This window comes from Mesorhizobium sp. P5_C1 (genome assembly GCF_054049815.1).
The window spans coordinates 1-885 of the sequence record NZ_JBFULQ010001164.1 but is presented as its reverse complement, the minus strand read 5'-3'; the positions used below and the strand labels follow the sequence as shown (position 1 = coordinate 885).

Sequence of the window (885 nt, the reverse complement as noted above, 5' to 3'; positions counted from 1 at the left end):
CATTCATAGGCCGGGGTGGTCGGATCAGTCAGGGTGTTTCGAATAAAGTCTCCAAAGCCACCAAATTGCGCGGTGAGGTCAGCAATCTGATTCTCGACATTGTAGTAGTCGAGATCCGAATAGGCGCCGGGGCGCAAATCGACGGTAGAACCTCGAGAAAGCGCGGACAGGTCTAGAGTGTCCGTGCCGCCGGCATCGTAGATCGCCTGCCTGCCATTCAAGCCATTGTCGGTAAAGGCATAGACAGTATTGCCGGTGGCAGTGGTCGGATCTGCGCCGTAGTGGGACTGAATCGCCATGATATCGAGCACCATTGGCGTAAAGGACGACGTTCCCTCGACGCTATAGGAGATGCCCCCGCCGCTGCCTGACCACGTGAAGAAATTGTCTTCCGACGTGTAGCTCATCACCGTGTAGGTTGTGCTGTCGTACCCCGCCGGCACGGTCGGCGCCTCGAAGGGGTGCTTCAGTCCCAGGGCATGCCCGGATTCGTGGATGAGAATCTGGAAATCAGAGGTTTGCGGGGCGAAATCGGAAGACTTATAGGTTTCGTCGACCCAGACGTCGCCGTTGACGGCAATTGCCGTGTTGCCGGACAGGGGCGGGCCATAGGCATAGGCGGCTGTGCCTGAACCCTGGCGCGCTGTGACGTCGGTGAATGCGACGCGGATTTGCCCGGGGATTGCGTCCGATACCTCGTTTATCGAAGGCGCGATCAACGCGTCCCAAAGGGACAAGGCGCTCCGAAAGCTCGCCGCCTGGGTGCTGTTGAAAGGTCCGGACTGAGCGTCGAAAGGCTCTCCCGATCCATAATCTGTCTCCCAGAGTGAACCGGCGCCTGGAATTGAGTAAGTGATCGTCGAGCCGGACCACTTCGCACCGTCC

1 protein-coding gene is annotated in these 885 nt (G+C 58.8%); it reads right to left on the bottom strand.

Annotation, left to right across the window (positions count from 1 at the left end; all coding sequences use genetic code 11):
* Nucleotides 1-885: M10 family metallopeptidase (locus tag ACXJ7R_RS34635; protein ID WP_457155723.1), on the bottom strand; the 885-nt coding region annotated here is incomplete at both ends.